This window comes from Acetobacter nitrogenifigens DSM 23921 = NBRC 105050 (genome assembly GCF_000429165.1).
Taxonomy (GTDB): Bacteria; Pseudomonadota; Alphaproteobacteria; order Acetobacterales; family Acetobacteraceae; genus Acetobacter; species Acetobacter nitrogenifigens.
The window spans coordinates 55515-81720 of record NZ_AUBI01000015.1; the positions used below are offsets into that span (position 1 = coordinate 55515).

19 protein-coding genes are annotated in these 26206 nt (G+C 58.2%); 11 read left to right on the top strand and 8 right to left on the bottom strand.

Going from position 1 to position 26206, the window contains the following annotated elements:
• Positions 1–117: 117 nt before the first annotated feature.
• From G442_RS0114945 to G442_RS22600, 11 genes are all read left to right on the top strand, one after another.
• Positions 118–1266 (top strand): YncE family protein, encoded by a 1149-nt coding sequence (locus G442_RS0114945; protein WP_246789476.1) that lies wholly within the window; start codon positions 118–120, stop codon positions 1264–1266.
• Positions 1267–1333: 67 nt separating this feature from the next.
• Positions 1334–2548: a PIN-like domain-containing protein gene (locus G442_RS0114950; RefSeq protein WP_026398643.1), complete on the top strand. Its 1215-nt coding sequence runs from the start codon at positions 1334–1336 to the stop codon at positions 2546–2548.
• Positions 2549–2997: 449 nt separating this feature from the next.
• The gene (locus G442_RS22590) at positions 2998–3345 is read left to right on the top strand and encodes a lysozyme family protein (protein ID WP_146882539.1); all 348 of its coding nucleotides are present in this window, start codon (positions 2998–3000) and stop codon (positions 3343–3345) included.
• Positions 3346–3392: 47 nt separating this feature from the next.
• On the top strand, positions 3393–3857 hold the full coding sequence (locus G442_RS0114960) for a hypothetical protein (protein ID WP_146882541.1): 465 nt from the start codon (positions 3393–3395) through the stop codon (positions 3855–3857).
• A 181-nt stretch (positions 3858–4038) separates the two neighbouring features.
• Complete coding sequence (locus G442_RS0114965; RefSeq protein ID WP_246789471.1) at positions 4039–5694, top strand: S10 family peptidase; 1656 nt, start codon at positions 4039–4041, stop codon at positions 5692–5694.
• A gap of 253 nt (positions 5695–5947) precedes the next feature.
• Positions 5948–6826: a ferredoxin--NADP reductase gene (locus G442_RS0114970; RefSeq protein WP_026398646.1), complete on the top strand. Its 879-nt coding sequence runs from the start codon at positions 5948–5950 to the stop codon at positions 6824–6826.
• A gap of 30 nt (positions 6827–6856) precedes the next feature.
• Positions 6857–8254 (top strand): glutathione-disulfide reductase, encoded by a 1398-nt coding sequence (gene gorA / locus G442_RS0114975; RefSeq protein WP_026398647.1) that lies wholly within the window; start codon positions 6857–6859, stop codon positions 8252–8254.
• Positions 8255–8442: 188 nt separating this feature from the next.
• Positions 8443–9828, top strand: coding sequence for an ammonium transporter (locus G442_RS0114980; protein WP_026398648.1), 1386 nt, complete (start codon positions 8443–8445; stop codon positions 9826–9828).
• A gap of 148 nt (positions 9829–9976) precedes the next feature.
• On the top strand, positions 9977–10498 hold the full coding sequence (locus tag G442_RS0114985) for a hypothetical protein (RefSeq protein WP_026398649.1): 522 nt from the start codon (positions 9977–9979) through the stop codon (positions 10496–10498).
• Positions 10499–10762: 264 nt separating this feature from the next.
• Positions 10763–14194: a Hint domain-containing protein gene (locus tag G442_RS22595; RefSeq protein WP_051292379.1), complete on the top strand. Its 3432-nt coding sequence runs from the start codon at positions 10763–10765 to the stop codon at positions 14192–14194.
• A gap of 346 nt (positions 14195–14540) precedes the next feature.
• On the top strand, positions 14541–14786 hold the full coding sequence (locus tag G442_RS22600) for a (2Fe-2S)-binding protein (protein WP_051292380.1): 246 nt from the start codon (positions 14541–14543) through the stop codon (positions 14784–14786).
• Positions 14787–14924: 138 nt separating this feature from the next.
• Here G442_RS22600 and G442_RS0115000 read toward each other — a convergent pair whose 3' ends face one another.
• The 8 genes from G442_RS0115000 to metW form a co-directional block, all read right to left on the bottom strand.
• A complete protein-coding gene (locus tag G442_RS0115000) occupies positions 14925–16046 on the bottom strand; it encodes a P1 family peptidase (protein WP_026398650.1) in 1122 nt (373 codons plus the stop codon).
• 52 nt (positions 16047–16098) lie between these two features.
• Positions 16099–17502 (bottom strand): amidase, encoded by a 1404-nt coding sequence (locus tag G442_RS0115005; RefSeq protein ID WP_026398651.1) that lies wholly within the window; start codon positions 17500–17502, stop codon positions 16099–16101.
• 43 nt (positions 17503–17545) lie between these two features.
• Positions 17546–19927, bottom strand: coding sequence for a TonB-dependent receptor (locus G442_RS22605; RefSeq protein ID WP_246789473.1), 2382 nt, complete (start codon positions 19925–19927; stop codon positions 17546–17548).
• A gap of 127 nt (positions 19928–20054) precedes the next feature.
• Entirely contained in the window at positions 20055–20984 is a 930-nt protein-coding gene (locus tag G442_RS22610; RefSeq protein WP_051292381.1) for a LysR family transcriptional regulator, read from the bottom strand.
• 493 nt (positions 20985–21477) lie between these two features.
• On the bottom strand, positions 21478–22494 hold the full coding sequence (gene pstS / locus G442_RS0115020) for a phosphate ABC transporter substrate-binding protein PstS (RefSeq protein ID WP_026398652.1): 1017 nt from the start codon (positions 22492–22494) through the stop codon (positions 21478–21480).
• A gap of 390 nt (positions 22495–22884) precedes the next feature.
• Positions 22885–24147 (bottom strand): DEAD/DEAH box helicase, encoded by a 1263-nt coding sequence (locus tag G442_RS0115030; RefSeq protein ID WP_026398653.1) that lies wholly within the window; start codon positions 24145–24147, stop codon positions 22885–22887.
• Positions 24148–24622: 475 nt separating this feature from the next.
• On the bottom strand, positions 24623–25561 hold the full coding sequence (locus G442_RS0115035; protein ID WP_035376722.1) for a BadF/BadG/BcrA/BcrD ATPase family protein: 939 nt from the start codon (positions 25559–25561) through the stop codon (positions 24623–24625).
• On the bottom strand, positions 25558–26187 hold the full coding sequence (gene metW / locus G442_RS0115040; protein ID WP_026398655.1) for a methionine biosynthesis protein MetW: 630 nt from the start codon (positions 26185–26187) through the stop codon (positions 25558–25560). The genes G442_RS0115035 and metW overlap by 4 nt, the downstream gene beginning before the upstream one ends.
• Positions 26188–26206 lie beyond the last annotated feature (19 nt).

Here is a 26206-nt window from a genome sequence, read left to right on the forward strand (position 1 = left end):
CGGCGCGCCGGAAGCGTTTGTCGCCGTCCGGCGCTGTGCTATTGGCGTCCGGTCGGAGGTCTCTGAAACATTATGATGAAAAACCGAATTCTGAGTGGCGCCCGGGTCGTGATCGCGATGCTGGGTGGTTGTGGTCTGACCGTCGCCCATGCGCAGACGGCCCCTGTTCCCGCGCCAGCGCAAAGCGCCGTGCAGACGATCCCCGGCATGCCGCCGGTCATCGACCCGCATAACATTTATTCCGAGACGCGCCCGAGCAATATTGCGCCGGAGGTGGCCAAAGACCTGCCGCGCATTTACGTGCCGAACCTGCGTTCAGCCGACGTGTCGGTGATCGACCCGGCGACCATGACGGTCGTTGACCGCTTTCCCGTCGGCAAGAGCCCGCAGCACGTCGTCCCGTCCTGGGATCTGCGCACGCTTTGGGTCACGAACAACGCCGAAGGCACCACCAATGGCAGCCTGACGCCTATCGACCCGCGCACCGGCAAGCCGGGACAGGCCATTCCGGTCGACGATCCCTACAACATGTATTTCACGCCGGACGGCAAGGAAGCCATCGTTGTGGCGGAGGCCCGCAAACGTCTCGACTTCCGTGATCCGCATACGATGGAGTTGCACACTTCGGTCGAGACGCCGGAGTGCAAGGGCGTCAATCACGCTGAATTTTCGATTGACGGCCGCTACGCCATCTTCACCTGCGAATTCGGCGGGATGCTGGCCAAGGTAGATACGGTCAACCACAAGCTGATCGGGTATCTGAAGCTGACCGGCGGCGGCATGCCGCAGGACATTCTGGCCTCGCCAGACGCCAAGACGTTCTATGTCGCCGACATGCACGCCGACGGTGTTTTCACCGTCGACGGCGATACCTTTACGCAGACCGGCTTCATCCACACGGGTGTCGGCACACACGGCATCTACCCCAGCCGTGACGGCAAGTTCATGTACGTAGCCAACCGCGGATCGCACAAGATTCACGGCCCGCCGCACAGCAAGGATGGCAATGTGTCGGTCATCGACTTCGCGACTAATCAGGTGGTGAAGACCTGGCCGATCCCCGGCGGCGGCAGCCCGGACATGGGTAATGTCAGCGCCGATGGAAAGCTGCTCTGGCTGTCGGGACGCTTTGACGATGTGGTGTACGCCATCGACACGGACACCGGCGCCATGAAGATTATTCCGGTGGGCGCAGAGCCACACGGGTTGACAGTATGGCCACAGCCGGGGCGCTACTCGATCGGGCATACTGGCATTCTTCGCTGAAATTAGTGTAGCCCCCCGTTTTAGGAGGGCTGTGTGTATAAAGTTACGTTTTGAAGGTGTATTAAAAATGACAGACGCGAGTGCATATCAGTGGGCGTTCCCTTTGACGGAGGAGCAGGAGGATTCTCTGATTGAGAAATGTGTTATTTCTTTAGATACCAATGTTATTTTAAATCTTTATTCCCTTCATGCTGAAACTTTATCTGAGGTTTTGAGTTTATTTGAGAAGGTAAAGGAAAGAGTTTGGATTTCAGATCAAGTTGCAAGGGAATTTTTTAAAAACAGAGTTAGTGTTATAAGGAAATTTAAATCAAACATGAATTCTATTATGATAGATTTGAGAAAAGAAATGGCGAATGTAAATAAATTCATGACTACATTAAAGAATAGAGATTTGATAGACCCGAATATAATTGACAATGTTGTATCTCAAATAGAAAACTCCATGAAAACGGTGGAGGATGCGATATCTGCAAAAGTAGACTCTGAAACTGTTTCGGAAAAGAACGATAAAATATTTTATGCTATTAAAGATATGTTGTTTTCGAATATTGGTACTGAATTTTCGGAGTTTGAATTAGAAGAGCAGAAAAAAATTGCTCAAAAGAGAAATGAAAAGAAAATACCGCCAGGTTATCGCGATAAAGATAAAAAGGATCTTGGAAATTTTGAACCGTTTGGTGACTATTTTGTATGGAGACAAATGATGAATAAATCAAGGGATGATAATTGCGACATATTGTTCGTAACGGCCGAACGAAAGACTGATTGGTGGGATGATTACGAAGGGTTTAGAGTTGGGCCAAGGTCGGAGTTATTGAAAGAATTTTATACGGAAACAAAAAATAGAGTATTGATATTTTCGTTAAAAGATTTCATGAAAAAATCGAAAATATTTGGCGTAAACATATCAAGTAAGTCAATGGAAAATGTTGAATATATTAAAGCTGATTGTGAAGAAGTAGGTAAAATATCTGTATTATCGTTTGTGAAATATGAGGAATTTGTCGATATATCGTTAAATTTAGAAAGTCAGGGAAGATTGTTTGCGAGGAATATTATCGCTGACGATTTGTCTGCAGAAATATTTGGAGAGTGCCGTATGACAGAAGAGGAGGTAGTATCTACTCCTTCGAGTGTATCTCCAGAAGACATATCAGTTGTTATTAGGCCTAGCGATGATTCTTGTATGGTAATTTCGCTATTTTCATCTGATAAAGATGATATTACTGATGAAATATTGCCTTCCGGTAATTACGTGGTGAGGTGTCGCTTGATGTGATGTATAGAAATTGCGATGTTGCGCAATTTGCATCATACGTATCGATGTCGAATGTTGTTTTGGTGAAAATTTAAGTGTTTCTCCTGACACTTTCATTATCTGGTGTTTACCCAGCGAGAAATGGAGGGGCAATTGCCCTCGTGTTGCTTGGTTGAGTTTTTCGTGCGCCACGGGCATTTTCGCAGCCAAGTTCGACAAAAAGTGCCTTGTTGGAAGTGAAGAGTCTCACTATCAGGACGACTCCTTCCCCTTCAAATCCCAGCAGATGGTGATTGAAGGCAGCGTCACCATTCGTGGCCGGCACATAACCTATCAGGCTGTGGCGGGCACGCTGATTGTCCACCCCAAATTCAAAGGCATTTCTTAAGCTCTTGCGTTGGCTGGAAAATTATCCCGACGATTCAGATACGTCTTATCGCAGGATGTTTGGCGGCGGCCTTTTTTCCGATATGACGAAGCATCCCAATACCCAGAACTCTCGCTGGGGGCGTCAATCGACGGCGGCGGGTGCGTACATGTTTGTCTATCCGACGTGGCTTGAAGCGTATAACAAGGGAGTTGTCCGGGATTTTACCCCGGCGAGCCAAGATAAGCTGGCGTGGTGGAAGATTGGGAAGCGCGGCGCTCAGGCGACAGTCTGCAATGGAAAAGAGAGCTTGGATATGGCGTTCAAATTGTTGCGCGCCGAGTGGGCGTCTCTTCCCGGGGCGACGCAAAATCAGGTGTCGATAGGTCAGGCGAAAAAGCAATATGATCTTTATATCTCGCAGTTCTCTCAATCGGCGATAGGGCGATGATGCGTGTCGGCTGCAGTGTTCTTCTGCTTCTCGCATGCTCGCAGGCCGTGGCGAAGCCTGTAACCGGCGTGGCTCGCCTTGCCTGCGCCGACGTGCAGGGGATCGCGCATTCTGTGTATGATCCGGGCCAGTCGCCTGATGACGACATGGTGTGGTTGCAACAGAATATTGAAATTAGGGGAAAGAGCGGATCCTTAACGTTGCCGTCCGAGCGTGGTCAAACGACAGTCGATAAAGCCGGAAAGGCAGGCTTATCCGCTTTTGTGGCCAGTTGGGCCTGTGTACAGGGAAGCAATGGAGCACACTATCTGTGGCTCGACTACGGCTGTGCGCGAGATCAGCTTGATGGCGTCTGTCATGGAGAAAAAGAATGGCTCAGGCTCTTTTCTCTGGATGGACGAAAAATGGATGCGGGATATATGCCGCAGGATCCGCGATACGAAGACTTGTACCGTAAACTCGGTGTGAAGACCGAGAGCGTGCAGATGGAAAGCGCCGTTCCTCTGCGCTAGTGCCTGTTGCCTCCAGTGGATTTTTGAAAATTCTGGGCTTCTGAACGAAGCCGGGCGATCCATGATGGAGCGCGTTTTGCGGACCATGTCGAAGCCGGTATGCCTGAGCGACCCGGTTTGGGTTTTGTTCAGACTTTCCGCTACAATCTCCGTCATTGAACTTTTCTGACTGGAGATTGCGGTGCTTCATTTTTTGTCCAGAGCTGGCCGAACGAACGTCACGTCTTTCGCTTTGGGATTGATCGCGTCGACCTTCTTCCTCTCTGCTTCCGCTCTGGCGGCGGAACCCGATAAAACCGCCGTCGAAGCCAAACACGCTTCGGACGACGCCTTCTCCTTCAAACCCCAGCAGAAAGTAACCGAAGGCAGCGTCACCATTCGCGGCCAGCATGTCGCCTATCAGGCTGTAGCGGGCACGCTGATCGTCCACCCCAAAGGCTATGACGACGCAGCGCCGGAGCGGACGACGAAGCCCGAAGAGCTTCCGGTCGCGTCGATGTTCTACGTGGCTTATTTCAAGAAGGGCGTTCCTGCGGCGTCCCGTCCGATCACCTTCGTCTATAACGGCGGCCCCGGTTCTGCGACGGTCTGGCTGCATATGGGCGCGTTCGGTCCGAAGCGTATCCAGACGGCGGATGACACGCATACGCCCGCAGCGCCTTACAAGCTGATCGACAACGACGACAGCCTTCTGGACGTTACGGATCTGGTGTTCATCGATGCGCCGGGCACGGGGTTCGGGCGTCTTGGCGGCAAGGACAAGGAGAAGGCGTTTTACGGCACCGACCCGGACGCACGCGCCTTCACCGATTTCATCGCGCAGTTTCTGGGGCGCTATAACCGCTACAACTCGCCGAAATTCCTGTTTGGCGAAAGCTATGGCACGACGCGTTCGGCCATCGTCGCGAACATGCTGGCTCAGGACAAGAGTATCGACCTGAACGGCGTGATGCTGCTGTCGCAGATCCTGAACTACGACAACACGATCGATCGTCCGCAGGCCAATCCGGGCATGGACCTGCCCTATATCCTCGCGCTGCCGAGCTTCGCCGCGACGGCTTGGTATCACAAGAAACTGTCGCCGATGCCTGCGGACCTGCCGACGTTCCTGAAGGAAGTGGAGCATTTCGCGACGGGCGATTACACGTCAGCGTTGCAGCAGGGGACGGCGTTGCCAGAGGCTGCGTTCAATACGATTGCAGAGAAGCTGCATGGCTATACAGGTTTGCCGGTCGATTATATCAAGCGCGCCAACCTGCGCGTGAACGGCGGCGAGTTCGAAAAGACATTGCTTGGGGCTGACGACAGCGACACCGGGCGTTTGGATAGCCGCTTCTCCGGCTACGCCATCGACCCGCTCTCGCAGACGCCGTCTTATGACCCGATGGGTTCGGCGCTTGGCTCCGCCTATCTGTCCGCGTTCAACGATTACGCGCGGACGACGCTGCATTACGGTGGGGACGATCCGACAGGTCCGTATCAGGAGTACAAGCCCAGCGCGCATTCGATATCGATCTGGTCGTTCCATCACGAACAGCCCGACATGCCGTCCTCGAAACGCGGCGTGCCGAACGTCCTGCCGGATCTGGCGATGGCGATGAAGACCAATCCGAGCCTGAAGGTGCAGCTCAATCAGGGGTATTTCGATCTCGGCACGCCGTATTTCGAGGGCGTCTATGAGATGAGCCATCTGCCTATCCCACGAGCGCTGGCGGGTAACATCGAAATCCACCAATACATGTCGGGGCATATGGTTTACACGCACGCGCCAGCGTTAAAAGAGTTGCACGACAACGCCGCAGCGTTTATCCGACGCAACGACAACCTGCCGCACTGAAGAAAGTCCGGGCGGGAAGGGCGCTGACGCCGTAGCCAGACGGCGGCGCGCCTTTGGGGCGTCTGTCCTGCTCTTCGCGCGGGGCGGCGTCCGGAAAATGGAACTGGCGCAGGTGGGGGCTTGCCCGTAAAACCACCAGCCACATTCGACTGCCACCCCGGCGAAACGCGTGTCGGGCGGGGACGCGTGCTGCGTTGCCGGCCCGGTGTCAGGAACGCGGTAATTTCGCCTCAACCCGGGAGAGTTCCGGTACATGTCCGAAACGCTGACACGCCTCGCCGCCGATCTGGCCCCCTCCGGCATCGTTCCGGTCGACGGGCATGAAGGCCTCTGGCATCTGCCGGAGCCGACGAAAGAATACGCGCATCTGTATCCGGCGAAGGTGCTGACGGTTCATCACTGGACCGACCGGCTGTTCAGCTTCACGACGACCCGCGACCCGGCCTTGCGCTTCGAGAACGGGCAGTTCGCGATGATAGGCATCGAGGTGGACGGCAAGCCATTGCTGCGCGCCTACTCCATCGCCTCCGCGAATTACGAAGACCATCTGGAGTTCCTCTCCATCGCCGTGCCTGACGGCCCGCTGACCTCCCGCCTGCGCCATGTGAAGGTGGGGGACACGGTTCTGATCGGACGCAAGCCGGTCGGCACCCTTCTGCTGGATAATCTGCGCCCAGGACGGAATCTATATTTCCTGTCGACGGGAACTGGCCTTGCGCCGTTCATGAGCCTGATCAAGGACCCGGAGTGCTACGAGCGTTACGAAAATGTCGTGCTCAGCCACACCGTTCGTATCTCCGGTGAACTGGCTTACGCGAACCATATCCGCCACGAACTGCCGCAGCACGAGTTTCTGGGCGAGGACGTCGCGAAGAAGCTCCGTTACTACCCTGCCGTCACCCGTGAAGCGTTCGCCGTCACCGACCGTATCACCACGCTGATCGAAAGCGGCAAGATCTTCGCGGACCTAGGCATTCCCGAAATCGACCCCGAGCATGACCGCGTGATGATCTGCGGCTCGCCGGAGATGCTTGCTGACACTGAGAAGCTGCTGGAGGCCCGTGGCTTCGACGAGGGTAACAATTCCCGTCCGGGCGCTTATGTGGTTGAGAAAGCGTTCGCCGAACGCTGATCGATCAACACCGCCTCCGGAGCCTGTCTTATGTCCGATAACGCCGCGTATGATGTCGACCTTCTGGTCATTGGCGCAGGTTCCGGAGGCGTTCGCTGCGCCCGAATAGCGGCGGGACATGGCGCGCGTGTCGCGATTATCGAGGCGCGGCACTGGGGCGGCACCTGTGTCAATCTCGGCTGCGTGCCGAAGAAGTTGATGGTGCAGGCCAGCGAATACCCCGACTATGTGGCGGACAGCCACGGGTTCGGCTGGGACACGCAGCCCGGCCATCACGACTGGAAAATGTTGATCGCCGCGAAAGATCGCGAGATCGAACGGCTCAACGGCATCTATGTATCGATGCTGGAGAAAAACGGCGTTCGGTTGATCACCGGTTTCGCACGTTTCGAAGACGCTCATACCGTAGTTACCGAGCCGACGCCTCTTTCTCCGGACGCGAAACCGGAACGGATCACGGCTGCGAGGATCGTCATCGCCTCCGGATCGACGCCGACGAAACTGGACATCGAAGGGGTAGATTTGGCGATCACCTCGGATGAGGTGTTTCACCTCGCCGAGATGCCGCGTCGGGTATGCATCGTGGGCAGCGGTTACATCGGCGTGGAGTTCGCTGGCATTTTTGCAGGTCTTGGCGCTGAGGTCGACCTTGTCTATCGCCAGCCGCTGCCATTGCGTGGCTTCGACGAGGACCTGCGTTCTGCGCTGCATACGGCGATAGACCAGCGCGGTGTCCGCCAGCACGTGAAGGCCAGTCCGACCAGTATTCGCCGCAATGGAGATGCTTTTGTCGTCACGTTGGACAGTGGCGTCGAGATCGAGGCGGATTGCGTCATGCTGGCCACCGGCCGTCACCCCAAGACGAGCGGACTGGCGTTGGAAAAGGCAGGCGTGCGCCTGGATGATGGCGGGCGCATCGCAGTGGATGCGGCGTCTCAGACCAGCACGCCGGATATATACGCCATTGGTGACGTGACCAATCGGATCAATCTGACTCCCGTCGCCATCGCTGAGGGGCATATTCTCGCCGACTACCTCTTTGCGGGACACGAGAGGGAATGGGCCTTCGATACAACGCCCAAGGCCGTCTTCTTCACCCCGCCGCTCGCCAGTGTCGGCCTGACGGAAGATGAGGCGGCGGAACGCGGTCCTGCCGACATCTACGTCTCCAGCTTTCGCCCGATGCGTCATACGCTAAGCGGACGGGAGCGTCGCACGTTGATGAAGCTGGTGGTCGATCAGGCCAGCCAGAAGGTGGTCGGCGCGCACATGCTGGGTGAAGATGCGCCGGAATTGATGCAGGGTCTTGCGATCGCTGTGACTGCCGGTCTGCGGAAGGCGGATTTCGACCGTACCATAGGCATTCATCCGACGTCCGGCGAAGAGTTCGTCACCATGCGCTCCCGGACGCGCGTCGCCGGAGCCTGACGACCTCTGGTCGCTAAAGGCTATCGGCTGTCCGACATCGCCGGGGCTTGAGCATTTCGTTTCGGATAAGCTACGTAAAGAAATTGGATTTCAGCGTCCCCGGCTGTCGGCGCGTGGACGTGTCTTGCGGGTTTAGGCCGAATTCGGGCGAAAGCGCCGGTATCACGGGCAGGGAGCTTGGGGAATTAATGGGCAAAGGGTTTTCCTTATTTGCGGCGCGCACGGCGCCGGCGCGACCCGCGCTGGCGTTATTCGCCGGAGCCGTCGGTTTTCTTGCGGCCGGTTCGGCGAGCGCTGCTGACGCTCCTCAGATCGACAGCGGCGACACAGCGTGGATGCTGGTGAGCACCGCGCTCGTCCTGCTTATGACGATCCCTGGCCTCGCGCTGTTCTATGCCGGCATGGTCCGCAAGAAGAACGTTCTGGCGACCGTGATGCAGAGCTTCGCGATATGCAGCATCATTACGCTGGTATGGATGATCGCAGGTTATTCTCTGACATTTTCTACCGGAACGCCTTTCATTGGCGGCCTGTCGAAGGCGTTCCTCTATACGATCGGGGATCACATCTCGAAGGGCGCGGATATCGGCTTCACGCTTGGCGCTGATTCTTCCAATGCGACGGTGATGACAATCCCCGAGAGCGTCTTCATGAGCTTCCAGATGACCTTTGCGATCATTGCTCCGGCTCTGATCGCGGGCGCCTATGCGGAGCGTATGAAGTTCTCGGCCATGTGTGTGTTCTCGGTCCTCTGGTCGCTTCTGGTCTATGCCCCGATCGCCCACTGGGTCTGGAGCCCGATCGGCTGGCTGCTCAACCTCGGCACGCTGGACTTCGCGGGCGGTACGGTCGTTCACATCAACGCGGGCGTCGCGGGCCTTGTCTGCGCGCTGGTCCTTGGGCGTCGTCGTGGGCTGGGGACGGACGACATGGCGCCATACAACCTGACCTATGCGGTGATCGGCGCGTCGCTGCTGTGGGTCGGCTGGTTCGGCTTCAACGCCGGTTCGGCGGTCGGCGCCAACGGTCGTGCGGGTATGGCGCTGGCGACGACGCAGATCGCAGCCGCCGCAGCTGGCGTTAGCTGGATGATCGCCGAGTGGCTTCGTAGCGGCAAACCCACGGTGCTGGGAATTATCTCCGGCGCGGTTGGCGGCTTGGTCGCAATAACGCCCGCTGCCGGATTTGTTCTGCCAGGCGGCGCACTCATTATTGGTCTGGCCACTGGCGTGATCTGCTACTGGAGTGCGACGACGCTCAAGCACGCGTTCAATTACGACGATAGCCTAGACGCCTTCGGCGTACATGGCGTCGGCGGCATCGTCGGGGCGTTGCTGACCGGCCTGCTGGCCTACGGCCCACTCTCCGCCACGGACGCGAACCCTGGCGGTTCTTCCGGCTCCCTGCATCAGTTGCTCGTCCAGACCGAGGCCGTCGGCGTGACGATCGTCTGGTGTGGCGTGATGACGTTCATCATTCTCAAGGTCGTCGATGTCGTGATCGGATTGCGCGTGTCCACGGAGCAGGAGCAGGAAGGTCTGGACGTCGCTCTTCACGGCGAACGTATTTCCTGATCGCCTGGTCCAGTCGTCATCGGGGGCGCGCCTTTTTTGCGTCGCGCCCCTGTCGCACGTGAGCCTGTCGCGATAGTCTTGGGAATTCGACTGACAGTGCGAGGCCAAACCTCGGCGGCGTCGGATTCAACAAGAGTGCAGGTGTCTCATGCGTCTCAGTCGTTCAATACATGCAGCAACAGTCTCTTTGGGCCTGCTTTCAGGTAGCCTTGTAGTCTTGGCTCCTGGCGCCGCCGAGGCGCTGACGGCGAAAGAGTGTCACGCCGACTTCACGGCAGCCCGCAAGGCGGGAACGCTGAACGGACAGACGTATAAGGATTATAAGGCGGGGCATTGCTCCGCCACGGACGCGGCGGCTACGACCGTTCCGGCGTCTGCGCCGGCTGCGACCGAAGCGCCTGCGGCGGCCTCGTCTCAGGCTCCTGCTTCTGCGGCGCCGCCTGCCTCGACGACGGGAAGCAAGGCTGTAACCAGCTATTCAGGCAACGCGGTTTTTCCCTCCGCCGTTTCTTCCAAATATTCGTCTCTGAGCGCTGGTAAAGCGCGGATGAAAACCTGCCTTGACCAGTATCACGTGAACAAGACGAATGGTGGTAATGGCGGCCTTGTCTGGATTCAAAAAGGCGGTGGTTACTACAGCCAGTGCGTGAAGCGCCTTAAAGGCGAGTAACCCGAGCCCGCGCGAACCTGACTTCTTCGCCTCTTGAAAGGAGAGGTGAGAAATTTTCGGGTTTCAGGCGGTGAAAACGGCGCATGGTCGGCGTAGGGGCGGGCCCGTCAGATTTTCTGACGGGCCCGTTTTGTTTGTACGCGTGGGAGGGCTTCAGGAAGCGCCCGTCTGTATAAGAAAAATTAGCGTTTAATTACAATAGTGAGGTTCCCGGAGATCATCGCGCTAAAGCGTTCGGTCCGATTAAGCAGCTTGGGAAATCTCATGAGCGATGTTACGCCGACCGTCATTAACTCGAACGGCTACGTAAGTTCCGGTGTCGCCACGGATGTCGTGGTGGGAAGCGGCGCGACGATCTCGTCCTTGTATGTGACGGACACAGGCGTCGCTTCAGCGACAGTCGTGAGCTCCGGCGGCAACCTGTACGTCTCGTCGGGAGGCGTGGTTTCCGGAGTAATTGTGAGTTCTGGCGGCCATCTCGGCGCGGGCACTTATAAAGGAACTGCTGCTCTGGGCGCGGACGGCGTCGTCAGCGGCGCGACGGTTCTTGCAGGCGGGCAGGCGCTGATCAGCGCGGGGGGCGTCATTTATGACGCACAGGTGGCGGGAACCCTGGAAGTAGATTCCGGAGCCGCGACTTACGATGCGGTTGTGACCGGGACGACTGCGTTGGAAATGCTGTCAAGCGGCAGCATCGATAGCGGCGCGCAGATCGGCGCCGGCGCGTCTCAGCTGATCTATGGCGCGGTGGTTAGCGGGGCGACCATCTCAGCAGCGACGCAGACGGTTTACTCAGGGGGCAGCGCGCTCGCTACGACGTTGAGCGGCGTCTCTTACACCAGCAGCGGCTCGCAGGTTATCAGCTCCGGGGGTTATGCAAGCGGGACTGTCATTGCCGACCACGGCTTTCAGGATATTGAATCTGGCGGCTCGGCATACGACACGACTGTCGCCTCTGGCGGAGAGCAGGATATCCACGCCGGGGGTGTTGTTTCCGGGGTCACCGTCGCAAGCGGCGGGTTGGGGCAGGTCTGGTTCGGCGCAACGGGTAGCGGCCTTGATATCCAAAGCGGTGGATCCGCGGTGGTTATTGGCGACGATGCAGGCGACGGTACCGGCTCAGTCAGCGAAGTCACCGTTGAAAGTGGCGGAACCCTGGAAATTGAGGCGTCCATTGCCGGTGTTTCGGGGTTGGTCCTTCAAAGTGGCGGCACGTTGGCGCTGGACGCGTTTTCCGCTGGGGCTACGATGTCGCTGGCTGGGCAGGTGTTGACGGTTTCGGGCGGCGGTTTGACCGAGACGATCGATTTTGATTCATCGCAGTCTGATCTTGTTCTGTCCGATTTCGTTCTTGCTTCTGACGCAGACAGCGGCGGCATGATGCTTAATTATGTCGCATGCTTCTGCCCAGGCACGATGATCGAAACGGCCGATGGCGAGGCGCCGGTCGAAACGCTGAGCATCGGGGATCTGGTAAAGAATGCAGCGGGTGGGCTCCGGCGTCTTCGGTGGATTGGACGGCGTTGTTACTCCGCAGATTTTGTAGAAAATAACACAAATGTTTTGCCTGTGACGATTTGCGAGGGGGCTCTGAAGGAGGGCGTTCCCCGCCGCGACCTTCGTGTTTCGCCGTTTCACGCAATGTATGTCAACGGCGTTCTGGCGCCTGCAGGCGCTCTGGTGAACGGCCAGACCATCTTGCGAAGTCCTGTCGTCGGAGATGTCGAATACCTGCATCTGGAGTTTGACGACCATGAACTGATCGTGGCGGATGGCGCAGTATGCGAAAGCTACGTGGAGGATGGGGCTCGGGGAATTTTCCAAAATTCCTCAGAATATAGAACGCTGTATCCGGACGCCCGACGAGACGCCCCGCTTTACTGCGCGCCGCGCGTAGAGGATGGGGAGAGGCTGGCCGCGATCCAGAAACAGCTGGCGGAGCGCGCTCGGGCTCGGAAGGGTAGCGCCTCGACCGGCAGTGAAGTAATTGAGACGAACGGTCGTCAAACGGGCAGTGGGGAGGAGGCTGCATCCCCACTCCAGGGGTGGCTCGACCATGCTGACCGGAACGGCGTCAGTGGGTGGGCTTGGGACGCGGGATGTCCTTTCAAGAGCGTAGCGGTGGATATTCTGGTCAACGACGAAATCGTCGCCACCGTTACAGCAAATGCGTCCCGTAGTGACCTTGTCCAGGCGGGCATAGGTTCAGGCTGGAACGGCTTGGCTCATAGTTTCGTTGAACCTCTTGATCGCGGGCGTCGTCACCTGATCGTTGCGCGCCACGCGGGTACGGAAGAGCAGCTGGCGGGATCGCCGGTTGTTCTTGAGCCAGGTCATAGCTTCGATCAGGACCTGGAGATGACGATAACCCGTGCCGTCGCAGGGCTGGACGAAGCGTCTGATCGCGCTGGCATTGTGAGTTTTCTATCCAGAGAAGTTGAACGTATCCGCCACGCGGCAGCCGACGATCATGCGGATCGTCGCGGACGAGACGACGTTCTACAGAAACGTCGATCCAGTGGCCGGGCTGGAAGGGAGCATGTGTTGGGGCCGCGGGCTCTGGTCATTGATGAAGTTCTTCCTTTGCCGGGACGGGACGGGGGATCCGACGCGATCCTGTCTCATATTCGCTCGCTCGTTCGGCTGGGGTACCAGGTGACGGTCGCGACGCCGGGAGGCGAATGTTCGGCCGAGGCGGTTTCGAATCTGGAGCGGGAAGGCGTCTTCGTCGCCAAAGCTCCTTTCTACAACGCGGCGGAAGATGTGCTGCGTCTGCAGAATGGCGCATTTCAATTGGTGTACTTACATCGCTGCGGCGTAGCTTCAGCCTATGCGGGGCTTGTGAAGCGTTATCAGCCGGCAGCTCGACTTGTTTACGGAGTTGCGGATCTTCATCACCTGCGTCTTGATCGGCAAGCGTATGTGGAAGGGCGCGTAGACCTGTCGCAGATGGCCAAGCGCGTTCGGACTCTTGAAATCACAGCTGCGCTTCTGACGGATGCGGTTGTGACACATTCGTCGTTTGAAGCCGAAACGTTGCGGAAGCTGGCGCCGACGTTGAACGTGTGCGTCGTGCCTTGGGACACGGCGTGTCGCGCCGTGCGTACACAGGCGGCAGATCGTCACGATATTGTATTTCTGGGCAACTACAGCCACGCGCCGAATGAAGATGCGGCGTTGCATCTCGTGCGAACGATCATGCCGTTGGTGTGGTGCGAACGGCCGGAGGCGCGTTGCGTGATCGCCGGCCAGGGCGCGACGCCCGCCGTTCTTAAGCTTTCAAAGGATTTCCCGGGCGTGCATGTCGTCGGCGGCGTCAATGATCTGACAGACGATCTGTTCGAGACGGCCCGGATGACCGTCGCGCCATTGCGTTTTGGCGCAGGTCTCAAGGGTAAGGTGCTTGCCAGTTTTGGCGCGGCAATTCCCTGCGTGATGAGTTCAGTCGCAGCCGAAGGGCTGCCTCTGCCTGACAGGCTTCGTGGTCTGGTCTGTGACGAAGCGCAGGATTTCGCCACGCAAATCATTCGTCTTTTGGGCACGCCGGAAACCGCAGATGAACTGGGGCGCACCGGCGCGCGAATGATGCGAGATCATTACTCGACCCAGGAAGTTGATCGCGCTTTGTCTGTAGCTTTGGGGTTGGGGCGTGCCGCCGCTTTGCCGGAACCGCAGAGTTTTCGGGAGGTTGTCTAAAGCTCAGCCCCGGCAGGAGGAAATACCCAATCGAATCAGGCGAATTGCCGATCAAAAGCCGAGGATTAACGCTCGACTGGAAGCAGGCGCATGAGGCGAGGGGGGGGGGGGGGCGCAAACGAGCTTTCGCTTTTATGGCTTGCAGCGTTTCGCTGAGAGGAGCGGGTGGTATAATTTTTTAGATGCGTGTCGACATAGCCGGGCCGAAAATCAGGCTCGACCTCTGTCGGCGGGATCGACGAGGCATGCATCGCTCACAAGAGAGACCTGCTCGAGATTGAGTGATATTGCGAAGCGTTCTCATATGTGCTTTTAATGCCTCGTCTGGTGAGGTGGAAGGCGCATAATGTTCATTTGCTCCTGTAACGGTTTGACTGACAAAGATGTTCAGGCGGCAGTAGTGGCTGGAGCCACCCGTCCGACTGAGATCTACGCCGCGAAAAAATGCCGGGCTCAGTGTGGCAATTGCGTGCCGGGAGTCGTTTGCCTGCTGCGTCAGGCGCTGCAGGAGCAGAGAGCGCGTCTGGCGGATGCCGTCATGCACACGCCGCCCATGGTCGGCGTCGCCCGGGAAGGGGTGTGTCTATCCTGACGCCGCTGTCGCTATTTTAATAAAAATATCGAGTGGTTTATCCGCTGGCGGGGCGGATAAACCACTCGTTCTCGTGAACAGGCGGTTGAATTCGGGGCGCAAAACGCCGCCATCCCGGCCTGTGAAATGCCGCGTGGGTTATGGCTTTGCGGTAAGAGTGCGCCAGGTCAGGCCTTGCATGCCGGGCGGCAACGTCGCTTCGAACACGCCGCGAGCCACGGCCCGTGCCAGAACATCTGCGGCTGCAGCCCCGATCCGCGCCACCAGAAACTGCCTCGGTCCCGCAGGGAGGGGTTTTTTCGCGGTCGACAGGGCAAATACGACATCTCCGTCGAACGGTGAGTGGATCGGCCTTATGGCGCGCGCCAGCCCGTCTTGCGCCATCATGGCCACCCGTTTCAGTTCGTCCGGGTCGAGCGCCATGTCGGTCGCAACACACGCGATCGTCGTGTTGGCTCGCGCACCCGGGTTGATTTTCGCCTCGCCCCAGTCTTCGCCCGCGACTCGCGCGGATGATGCGCCAAGGCCGCCGAACTCCTGACCAAACTCGAACGGTCCGGACCAGAAATTTCTTGTGCCGGGGACAACCGCGGAACCCAGACTGTTCACTCCGACAATAGCGCCGATGGTCATGCCGTCTCCCGTAAGCAGGGAGGCCGAACCCAGACCGCCCTTCAGCGCGCCAGCGCCAGCGCCATATCCTGCGCCTGCCGTGCCGAGAGAGAAGCGATCGGACACATGCTCTACCGCATCGATGGCGAGGTCGTGATAAGGCGGGGTCATGCCCCAGTTCTTGTCGCCCCCATTTGCGAGGTCGAACAGAATCGCGGTCGGGACGATCGGGGACGGCGGCACGCCAGGCTGCTTCATTAAAGAGAACCCACGGCCGTGCGCGCCCAGCCACGCGGCCACGCCATCTGCCGCGGCGAGGCCGTAGACCGAGCCGCCGGAGAGAACGATGGCGTCAACAGATCGGACAAGGTTCCAGCCATCGAGCGCATCTGTCTCACGGGTTCCGGGGCCGCCGCCCCGTACATCCACTGCCGCTGAAGCGCGCCCGTCGGGAAGAATGACAGTGACGCCACTTCTTGCTTTCGAATCCTGAGCCTGTCCGACGCGCAGTCCGGCCACGTCGGTAATGAGATTCAGCGGCCCGGGGCGACCGGGGCCGAAAGAGTGACCAGAAACGGCGGCGCGCGCCGAAGCTCTGGCGAGCAGAGGCAGAGCGGCGGCGGAGGCGATCAGAGCGCGGCGTTTCATGTGCTTAAAATCCCGATGCAGGCTGCGGCGATAAAGTGTCGACTCGTTCGTGTCACGCTGGCGGCGAATCGGCCTCTCCGGGCCACCGTTCGACACGTCCACACTGACTTTCAAACCACGCGGCGAGTTGCAAAGCCTGCAGGTCCTTGTAGCGCGGCGTCACGATCTGCAAGCCGATCGGCGTTCCTTCCTGCGAAAAGCCGCAATTCACGGATATGGCAGGCTGCTCGGACATATTCCACGGCAGCGTCCACGCGCAATGATCGAAGGGGCGTGCTGGGTCGTTCAGGGGAGAGGCCCAGTCAGCCGGGAATGAGACATTGGGCGTTACGGGAGAAATAACCACGTCAACTGAGTCGAACAGTTCGGCGCACGTGGCCCGTAACTCAAAGGTGCGGTTGAAGCCGCGTACGGCCTCCACGCCCGACACGTCCTCTCCGCCGCGCGCCCACTCTGTTATGTAAGGCAGAACCAGCGAGCGCTTGGATTCATCAAGGTCCTTGATGTCCCCCCAAAACTTCGCGCGCCAGAAAACATCGACGCCGTCGAGAATGGCCTGGTTCATGACAGGAGAAACCGGCACGACGACGGCGCCAGCGTCTTCGAATATGCGTGCAGCCGCCTCGATCGCAACCGCGATTTCCGGGTCGAGCGACATGCCGCAGCCCGCGTCGAGCATAAGCCCTACCCTCAAGCCGACGGGCGGTTCAGCAGGAGCGAACCAGTCGACCTGCTCATAGGGCAGGCTGGTGGCGTCACGCGAATCCGGCAGACTCAACGTCGCCATCATCAGAGCTGCATCGGCCACGCCACGCGTCATGGGACCAGCGCACCGGCCTGTATAATACGGGTCGATAGGGATGCGACCGAGCGTCGGCTTGAAACCCGTCAGGCCGCACCAGGCGGCGGGAAGGCGCACCGAGCCGCCGATATCCGTACCGACATGCAGTGGGCCATAGCACGCGGCGGCGGCGGCGGCGGCGCCAGCGCTGGAGCCTCCGGGATTCGTGGACAAATCCCATGGGTTTCTGGCGAGATGATGAAAACTTGAAAGACCGGAAGATAACATACCGAAATCCGGTATCGTCGTCTTGGCGAAGATGATGGCTCCGGCTTCGCGGAGGCGCGCGGCGCAAGGCGCGTCCGCTGTCGCCGGAGCGGGCTCCAGAGCGGCCGTGCCCAGAGGGATCGGATGTCCCTCTGTCGCGATCAGTTCCTTGACTGTCGCGGGCACGCCGTCCAATGCGCCCTGCGGTTCACCTTTGCGCCAACGTTCGGTGGACGCAGCAGCTTCCGTAAGCGCGCGTTCCGGTTCCCATGCGTAGAGAGCGCACAGTTGAGGCTCCCATTGGGTTACATGTGCGTTGAGTGATTCGATAACGTCCCGGGGGGTGAAGTCGCCCGACGCGTAGCCGGAGAGCATGGCGGTGGCGTCGAGCGCGTGTAGTCTGGTCATCGGAAGACGCTCCAGCATGGGCGTGTCGCCCATGTCCTTATGGTCAGTAGTTCACCGAAGCCTGAACGCCCCAGGTCGCGGGCATTCCGGACAGGGCGACGGTGTCGCCGTTTACGAAATAGTTTCTCTCCACATCATATTGTTTATTGAAGATATTGTTCCCGAACGCCGCGATGGTCCAGTGTTTGCTTTTGGGAGAGAACGACATCGTCGCGCCCCAAAGCGTGTAACCGGCGACGTTGTAAAGAGTGCCGAACAGGGAACGGTATGTTGAGCGCAGGCTGTAATTCATACCGGTCGTGAGCGTATAGTTCCCAAGATCCCATTTGTATGTGGCAGATCCGTTGAGGGTCAGCTTGGGGAAAGGCAGGCTGTTGCCTTTGCGACTTGCGTATACGCCGACATAGCTGCCGTTGATGCGATCAGCACGCAGTACGGAATTGAATTTGTCGAACTGGCCGATCGTCCAGCCTCCCGACTGCGTAAGAGTGAGGCCGGGGAGTGGCGACCAGTCTGCCTCGAATTCCAGACCTGCGAGGTGCGAGCGTGGCGCGTTGACAATCGAGCCGACCAGCCCGGTTGCCGGGTTCACTACGGCGGATTGAATCTGCTGATTGTGATAGTCGTAATAAAAACCTGAAACGTTCAGTCTTAAATTTTCCTTTGGCAGATCGAGTTTGTTTCCGATCTCCCATGCATCGAGCGTTTCGGCTTTGAACGGTTTCGTCGACACGTTCGGCGAGTTGGTGTTGTAAGTCGTAAAGCCGCCGGACTTTATCCCATGACTGTAGGACACGTAGAGCAAATCGCGCGTGAACGGCTTGTATTCGACAGAGAATTTTCCTGACGGCTTAGTATAGCTATAGCTTTGATCGGGACCGTAAGGATGAGAACCGGTGTCGACCCCGGTTAGCATATAGGACTGAAACCCATAGAGTCGCCGGATTTCGTGTTCGATCCGCACGCCGCCGGTGATAGAAAGTTTATCAGTCAGTTTGTAGGTCGCCTGCCCAAATCCGCTGATGGTGTTGACGGATTGCGAGTACCGGACGGCGCGGTCGTAACCGTAGGACTGCATGAAGCCGGAGCGGTACAGGTCGGAAAGGTACTGGTTGGAGTAGTAGATGCCGCCAACCCATGTCAGGCGTGAAGACCCGCGCGATGTCAGACGAAGTTCGTTGGAAAAGACATTCGCGCGAGACTGGTAATATACGTCCGCAATGGCGGCGGAAGACGCGTCGTAGTTGTCATATTCCTGACGACTCGCGACGTCGTAGCTTGCAAGATCAGTGAGTGTTGCGAAGGAAAAATCCTGATCAATGCGGAGGCTCATGCCCCCCGTGTCTATGTGGCTGAATGGCTTTGTATTCGGGCTGATGCCGATTTCGGACGCAAATTGCGAAGACGTGCCCCAATGCGTGATCCGTCGATCAGTGTCGGCAGGGAAAACGCCGTATTGCGTGGGGTGAAGGATGTTGAGAGCTGTCAGTGGCGAATAGAGATGCATGCCGTTGGCGTCTGAACGGTCCCGGCTGCCATGAAGATTGAAGGTGACCTTCAGGTTTTCGGTAGCTTGTCCTTCGACAATCAACCGTGCCGCGCCTCTGTCGACATTCCCCAGATGCGCCCCGGAGCCGTTATATTGCCAGGCGCCACCTTGTTGCGTCTGCCCGGACAGGCGGTATTTCAGGTAACGCCCGATCGGGCCGGATATGTAACCGTCGACCTTACCGGCATCGAAACGGCCATATTGACCGGTCAGCCCGGCATGAAACTGGTCAGTAGGGTGGTTGAGGATGTAGTTAATTGCCCCGCCGGTCGTGTTGCGGCCGTATAATGTGCCTTGAGGGCCGCGGAGAACCTCTACGCGGCTGATGTCAAACATCATGCCGTTGCTCGCGAACGGGACCGGGTTGGCCACTTCGTCAAGGTATACGCCGACGGTTGGGGCGTTATTGCTGGCGTAATCGTTGAAGCCGACGCCGCGAATGGCGAATGCTGGCTGACCGCTGCCAAACTGCGGCGTCACCTGCAGCGACGGCGTCAGGTATTGAAGATCGAAGACGGTGTTGACGTTGCGCTCGACCAGCGTGTTGCCGCCGATGACGCTGATCGAACTCGCAAGACTCTGCGCCGTCTGGCGTCGCCGCTGGGCCGTGACCGTGATTTCCTCAAGGCGTGGAGCGGACGCTGCCGAAGCGGCTGCGCTCGGCTGCGTCTTCGCCGCAGGAGCGTGCGGAACTGACCGGGAGTCAGCCGTTCGAGCGTGTGACGTCGTCTGGGCTCGCACGGGCGCCTTTTTCGCGGTGGCTGTTTCGGCCCAGAGGGGATGAACGGAAAGACAGAGTGTGCTGACGGACGCCAGCCAGAGGCGCGTCCTGAAGCGGGGAAGTGTGGACGGTTGGGACAGGTTCATCGTGGACATGTCCGATTTTCCAGAGGTTGCGGGGGGGGGGGTCGAATAAAACGATAACGAAACGGAACGATAAAACCGAGATCGAAAAGCGACGCACGGCGCCACGCTTTCTGCAACGCCATATTTGCGATGGATTCTACTCTTCCGGGATGTCGCTGGGGAGAGCAAGGCGCTCTTCAGCGCGACGCAGAAGGCTCAGGGCAAGCGTGTCGTGGAGAGTCTTCGCAGCGAACGGCAATACGCGGTCGGGGTGAACGCACAAGTCGAGCTGCGTCCGCACGAGATCCGGGCGTTTGAACGGAATGGAGGTGAGCAGCCCAGCTTCAATTTCTCGCCGGCAACACTCAGGGGGAAGCACGAGGGCGGCGGCTCCGCGGATGGCCAATTCTTTCTGCATGACCAGCGAGCCAGTGACGAACGTGGGTTCAAGTGTGACGCCATGCCGAAGACACTCCGCGTCGAGCGTGCGTCGCAGGCTGAAGGATTCGTCGGGAATGGCGATCGCGTGGCGCGCCAGATCCTGAATCCGGACATGCGTCTGCAAAGTCAGGGGGTGCCCCGGGGCCACAATCAGAGCGTGGTCAAGCGGCACGCTTCGCCTGACGAACGGGCTGCCGGCCTCAGGGGTGAAGATTGCGACACCGACATCGGCTGCGCCCTGGCGAAGTGCGTCGATCAATTCGGACGTTCGTCCTTCGTGAATATGGAAGCGAAGGCCCGGATGCTGGCGGTGCAATGCGCAGAGGGCGGGCGCCAGAAGCTCAGCTACAATCGCTCCGCCCGCGTATACCGTTGTAGAGCCGGTGTTGAGGGATTTGAGATCGGAGACAAGCTGAAGCGTCGTCTCCATCTCCGCAACGATGAGGCGCGCACGCCCAAGCAGCACCTCTCCCGCCGCGGTTAGTTTTCCTCCGCTATGAGATCGGTCAAAAAGTTGAGTTCTGAACTGATATTCGAGCTGGTCGAGTTTGCGGCTGACGGAGGCGGGGGAGGTATTCAGTTTTTCTGCCGTCTGACGGAGAGAGCCGGTTCGGGCAAGTTCCAGAAACACCTTGAGCGCCTTCATATCCACGAATAATCTCCTGACGTTGGGGCGCGCACGCCGCGTCAGGGGAACTTGGCTGGCGTCTGGTGCGAATTACGGATTGACGCCGAGCATAGGGCGTTTCGCGTGGCCGCGTCAGCGTACATTTTTATTGGATGAGGTGTGTTTGAAAGTGTTGGTAAAATTTCGTTTTCGTGAGCAATTTTAAATATTCATTACAATAATTCGAGATTTTTTATTGAAATGGTGTGTATGCGGTAATGTGTGGTCTATTGTATTTTGTTATTCTCAATTAAATGTATTAATTTTTTATTGTTTATAATATTCGTATTGTATGAACGAGAGGCATGCCGGTTCGAAGCCGGGATCGTCGCCATATCGAACATATGCATCGCCCTTGATCAACGCGATTGAAAATCTTCTTGCATGTTTACGTTTAATGCTTTCGCGCGATCGCAAAAAAGGCGGGCTCGAATGAGCCCGCCTCTATACAAACCAGCCTGATCCGGAGAGATCAGTGATGCCCGGGATACTGAGATTCGATCGTTTTTTTCACGCTTTCCGGAAGCGTGACATAGTCGAGGCCCTTGGCGGCTGTGTCGCCATTTTTGAAGGAGTAGTCGAAGAATTTATGAACGGACGCGGCGCGGGTTGCATCTTTCGGGTTCGTAGGAACAAGAACGAACGTTGCCGATACGATCGGCCATACGCCCTTGCCGTCGACGTCGAGCATATCTACAGCGAAATTCGTGGAATGCGCCCAGTCCGCCGAGGCTGCGGCCGCCGAGAAGCTATCGAGGTTCGGGGTGACAAATTCGCCAGCCTTGTCCTGCAACTCTGCCGTCGAAATCGAGTTGCGGCGAGCGTAGGCGTATTCAACATACCCGATGCCGCCTTCAGTGGCGCGGACGGACGATCCAACCCCGTCATTTCCGCGTGCTCCAGCTCCGCCCGGCCACTGGACTGACGTCGCTGCGCCAACTTTGTCCTTCCAATCCGGAGAAACCTTCGCAAGGTAGGAGGTGAACACGAAGGTCGTGCCAGACCCGTCGGCGCGATGGACAGGGGCGATGGCGGTGTCGGGAAGCGTCAGGCCCGGATTGAGGGCGGCAATCTTCGGATCGTTCCAGCTGGTGATGTCGCCGAGGTAGATGCCGGCGAGCACCGCTCCCGTCAGTTTCAGCTTATTGGCGGCGACGCCGGGAATGTTGACGATCGGCACGATGCCGCCGACGACCGTCGGAAACTGATATAGCGAACCGGAGGATAGTTTATCAGCGCTCATCGGAGCGTCGGACGCGCCAAAGTCGACAGTGCGGGCGAGAACGAGGTTCTGTCCGGCGCTGGAGCCGACGCTTTGATAGTTGACGGACACGCCGGCGCCGGTTTTGGCGCCGTCCCCCCAAGCCTGATAAATTGGCGCAGCGAAGCTCGAGCCTGCGCCGGTGATTTCTTCGGCGCAGGCTAGCGGCGCGATAACAGGCGCGGCGCTTAGAAGAAGAGCGGCAAGAAGGCGATTGCGGATCGGCATGTCTTAACTCCCAGCGAAAAGGCGGCGTCATGCCGGTCCAATTCTGAGCTTCGCCATACCGTATTTCGCGCAGGCCGAAAAATGACGTCTCAATGACAGTGATTTGCCGGTCTATTATTACCCGTGATGTTGCCTGAATTCGTGTCGGGCGCAGCGAGTAACGTCGTCAGGCGAAGTTCAGCACGCATATTTATGGAGGAAAACACCCCCCTCATGCTCCGTGTAGCGAAGTCTCATGATGGTCGTGGTCACGTTCGCTGCGGAGGACCCCGAGGTAATACAGCCAGCGCGGCAGGACCGACGTCAGTTGACGTAGATCTTAAGCCGCACATGCTTAAAAAGGTGGCTCTAAGCCAAGCCTGCTACGATCAGGTCATAGCAGGCTTGTTTCTACGCGACGCGGCGCGCCCGCGGCCCGGACGACCGTCCGCCGCCGCCGTTCGAAGACGAACGTCCTCCACGTCCGCGTCCGCCGCCGCCGAGCACCGGAGGTGGGAGGGTCGATTTCTCGGCAGCGTCGGAGTGATATGGATGATCCCGCACCACCGGCACAGGTTTGCCGATGGTGCGCTCTATGTCACGCAGCCAGGCGCGCTGTTCCGGGTCGCAGAACGATACGGCCCATCCTTCGCGGCCCGCGCGGGCAGTACGGCCGATGCGATGGACGTAGCTTTCGGGGATGTTGGGCAGATCGTAATTGAAGACGTGTGTGACGTCGTCCACGTCGATGCCTCGTGCGGCGATGTCCGTCGCAACCAGGACCTTGAGGTCGCCCGCCCGGAAGCCCGACATCGCACGTTCGCGGGCGCCCTGGGATTTGTTGCCGTGAATCGCTTCGGCGGGCACGCCGCTACGGTTGAGAAATTCGGACACCTTATTGGCTTCGTGCTTCATCAGTGTGAACACGACGGCTCTGGAGACTTTCGGGGAGTTCACCAGAAGCAGGAGAGCGTCTTTTTTCTTGTCGGGCTCGACGAACATGACAGCCTGTCGAATGCGATCGACGGTGCTCGACGGCGGCGTGACCTCGACCTTCGCGGGATCGCGCAGCAAGGTGTGGGCGAGATCAGATATGCTGCGCGGCATTGTGGCCGAGAACAGCAGGGTCTGGCGCTCGCGCGGCAAGCTGGCGACGATCCGCTTGATGTCGCGGATGAAGCCCATGTCGAGCATCCGGTCGGCTTCGTCCAGAACCAGAACTTCGAGGTCGGAAAGGTCAATGTACCCTTGGCCCATCAGGTCCAGCAACCGTCCGGGTGCGGCGACGAGAACGTCTACGCCGCGACGCATGGCCTCGACTTGCCGCCCTTGTCCGACGCCGCCGAACACTACAGCCTGACGCAGCTTCATATGCCGGGCGTAGGCCTTGAAATTGGCGTCAATCTGCGACGCCAGTTCACGGGTGGGGGCAAGCACGAGCACTCTGGCGCCTTTTGGCGACGGCGCTTTCTGATGGGTCAGAAGGTGCTGTAGAATTGGCAGGGCGAACGCGGCGGTCTTGCCGGTTCCGGTCTGCGCCAGACCAAGCAGATCGCGTCCGTGCAGCAGATGCGGGATCGATTGGGCCTGAATGGGGGTGGGGGTGGTGTAACCCTCCTCGGCCAATGCGCGCAGCAAGGGATCGGCGAGTTTAAGGTCCGCGAACGTCGTCATTTAACTAAAACGCCTCCTGGCGCCCAGGGAACGATGGGGTCCATAATGCAGGCCCCCGCCATGGTGACAGATTGTGTGCCGCGCGGCGCAATTTAGCGCGCATTCGATCCGGGCCAGTATGGCGTCGAATTAATGATCGCAAGCGACGGGGGACATTTCGAAGGGGTGAACAGCTTCTCCGGAGCAACCGCGTTATTTCAACGCAGACACAAAGATATATAACCGCATTAACTTACCCCGGTGCGCAATCTATTCGAAACTGCGCGAATTTTCAAGACGCTTGGATGTAAGCCTGTTGTCGTGATCTCCGTGCCTCATTTTGGCCGTTTTCAACCGCTTGGCAAGCCTCCTGAGGGTGCGCTGCGTGCAAGAATCTCTACAACGTCACGATTTTTTTTCAAGTCCTTACTAAATTGCAACGAATTCGTGGATGGCGCGGCATCAGGCGTATTTGTTTTTGCAAGCAAATAAGTTTTCAGGGGCCTTGAAAAAACGCCTCCTGTTTCACCCAGGCTTTGCGCGCCAATGAGATCGCTCCGTCAAGGGCGTCGCCTTTGGGTGCGACTATCAGTTTTTTTGTCGTTTCTGGCAGGTAGGGAAGCAAAATCGGAGCCAATCCTCCGAGGATGCTCAGCGGCAAATGAAGAAAAGGTTTATTTTTCAGCAATGTGCCAGAGATGTTTGCAATTTCGTGGGCTGCGTCGTGTAAAATTTTAGACGCCACTTGATCGCGGTCGCGTGAGGCAGAGATGACGACCGGCGTGAGCGTCGCGAAACGCGACGCGGAGGCGCCGATCGCCCAACTAAGAGGATCGCCGCCCTCGCTCTGGTCAAGCTTTGCCCAGATGCGGTGGAAAAGGTCGGTTTTCGGTAATCGCCCGTCATAGCAATGGAGCATGTGGCGGACTGCCTGGAGCCCGATCCAGGCCCCGCCGCCTTCATCGCCTTGTGGAAATCCCCACCCCCCTACGCGATGCGACTGATCGCCGGAAATCGCATAGCCGACGCTGCCGGTGCCTATAGCAATTACCGCACCGTCCTTCCCGCCATGTGCGCCAAGGCAGGATGTGTAGGCGTCCGTGCGAGTGACAAACGCGGCAAAGTCTGGAAACGCGTCACGAATAGCGGAGGCGCGTCCGGCGATTTCCGCTCCTGCCACTCCTGCTCCCGCGTAGACGCGAAGTGCGTCTCGCCCGATGTCGCCGCGTTGGAGTTGTGCGGCGATGAGCGCATCGTGCAACGCTGCCTCTATCGAAGCGCATGCCTGCTCCGGATCGGTAGCCACGTTCGCCGGTCCAGAGCGACCTTCTCCCAGAACTACGCCATCAGGGGTGACCAAACGCAGAATGGTTTTGCTCGCGCCACCATCGATAGCGGCTAACATTGTCTTGGATTTCTGGAGTGCAGCGGTCATTTTCGGCCCCCATCGCGGCAGGCAGGTTCATTGCGTCCCAGCAGGAAAAGAGCCTGTTCGCCGAATAGATTGGCCAGTCGAATCGAACGACGCCATGGCGCACGTTCACCTTCTTCGTCGATGGCCATCCAGTCTATGACCCGATAGAGCTCATCGCTGCACAAAGCCAAAAAGTCCCGGATCGTACACGGGTGGATATTTGGCGTTGCGAACCAGGGCGTGTTCCAGACAGTTGTATTTGGCATGCGCCCGTTGGTCAGGAGCTTGAGCCGCAACTCCCAATGGCCGAAATTGGGAAATGATACGATGGCGTGCCGCCCGATGCGTAGCATCTGGCGCAGCACCTCTCTTGGACGTTCGACTGCCTGAAGCGTGCGTTGCAGCACGACATAATCAAAACTCTCGTCCGGGTAATGCGCCAGATCATGATCCGCGTCCCCATGAACCACGGGAAGGCCATGAGCCACGGAGCGTGTGACCTCCTGCATGTCTATTTCTATGCCGCGCGCATCGCACCCGCGTTCGCGAAAGAGATGGTCGATCAGGCTGCCGTCACCGCTGCCGATATCGAGCACGCGGGAACCGGGGGCGATCATCTGTGCGATCAATTTTTGGTCGAGACGCATTTTAACGATTTTTCACGAA

Coding starts and splice junctions, on each gene's coding strand:
- G442_RS0114945 (WP_246789476.1), top strand. CDS start 118: ATGCTGGGTGGTTGTGGTCTGACCGTCGCCCATGCGCAGACGGCCCCT.
- G442_RS0114950 (WP_026398643.1), top strand. CDS start 1,334: ATGACAGACGCGAGTGCATATCAGTGGGCGTTCCCTTTGACGGAGGAG.
- G442_RS22590 (WP_146882539.1), top strand. CDS start 2,998: ATGACGAAGCATCCCAATACCCAGAACTCTCGCTGGGGGCGTCAATCG.
- G442_RS0114970 (WP_026398646.1), top strand. CDS start 5,948: ATGTCCGAAACGCTGACACGCCTCGCCGCCGATCTGGCCCCCTCCGGC.
- gorA (WP_026398647.1), top strand. CDS start 6,857: ATGTCCGATAACGCCGCGTATGATGTCGACCTTCTGGTCATTGGCGCA.
- G442_RS0114980 (WP_026398648.1), top strand. CDS start 8,443: ATGGGCAAAGGGTTTTCCTTATTTGCGGCGCGCACGGCGCCGGCGCGA.
- G442_RS0114985 (WP_026398649.1), top strand. CDS start 9,977: ATGCGTCTCAGTCGTTCAATACATGCAGCAACAGTCTCTTTGGGCCTG.
- G442_RS22595 (WP_051292379.1), top strand. CDS start 10,763: ATGAGCGATGTTACGCCGACCGTCATTAACTCGAACGGCTACGTAAGT.
- G442_RS22600 (WP_051292380.1), top strand. CDS start 14,541: ATGTTCATTTGCTCCTGTAACGGTTTGACTGACAAAGATGTTCAGGCG.
- G442_RS0115000 (WP_026398650.1), bottom strand. CDS start 16,046: ATGAAACGCCGCGCTCTGATCGCCTCCGCCGCCGCTCTGCCTCTGCTC.
- G442_RS0115005 (WP_026398651.1), bottom strand. CDS start 17,502: ATGACCAGACTACACGCGCTCGACGCCACCGCCATGCTCTCCGGCTAC.
- G442_RS22605 (WP_246789473.1), bottom strand. CDS start 19,927: ATGTCCACGATGAACCTGTCCCAACCGTCCACACTTCCCCGCTTCAGG.
- G442_RS22610 (WP_051292381.1), bottom strand. CDS start 20,984: ATGAAGGCGCTCAAGGTGTTTCTGGAACTTGCCCGAACCGGCTCTCTC.
- pstS (WP_026398652.1), bottom strand. CDS start 22,494: ATGCCGATCCGCAATCGCCTTCTTGCCGCTCTTCTTCTAAGCGCCGCG.
- G442_RS0115030 (WP_026398653.1), bottom strand. CDS start 24,147: ATGACGACGTTCGCGGACCTTAAACTCGCCGATCCCTTGCTGCGCGCA.
- G442_RS0115035 (WP_035376722.1), bottom strand. CDS start 25,561: ATGACCGCTGCACTCCAGAAATCCAAGACAATGTTAGCCGCTATCGAT.
- metW (WP_026398655.1), bottom strand. CDS start 26,187: ATGCGTCTCGACCAAAAATTGATCGCACAGATGATCGCCCCCGGTTCC.